Origin of the sequence: Leptotrichia sp. OH3620_COT-345, assembly GCF_003932895.1 — a bacterium.
Lineage (GTDB): Bacteria > Fusobacteriota > Fusobacteriia > Fusobacteriales > Leptotrichiaceae > Pseudoleptotrichia.
Map to the genome: position 1 here is coordinate 1 of NZ_RQYW01000234.1, position 215 is coordinate 215.

The 215-nt window shown below is 34.4% G+C and carries 1 pseudogene; it reads left to right on the plus strand.

Going from position 1 to position 215, the window contains the following annotated elements:
- Positions 1-215: pseudogene (locus EII29_RS13215) on the plus strand (hypothetical protein); the annotation flags it as partial.

Genomic DNA, 215 nt, shown 5'->3' on the forward strand with positions numbered 1-215 from the left:
ACAGAAGAGAGCGGCAGAGATAAAAAGAGAATCACAAAGTAAAAAAGCGGAAGAAATGAAGATGAAAAAAGATGCTCAGATGAAAAAGAAAGCTGAAGTAAAAGCAATGAAGGCAAGACAGAAAAATATGACGGAAAGTGAAAAGATGAATGTGGAAGTGCAAAGAATAAAGAAAAGAGTGGAAGAAATAAACGGCAATATAGAAACATTCCACA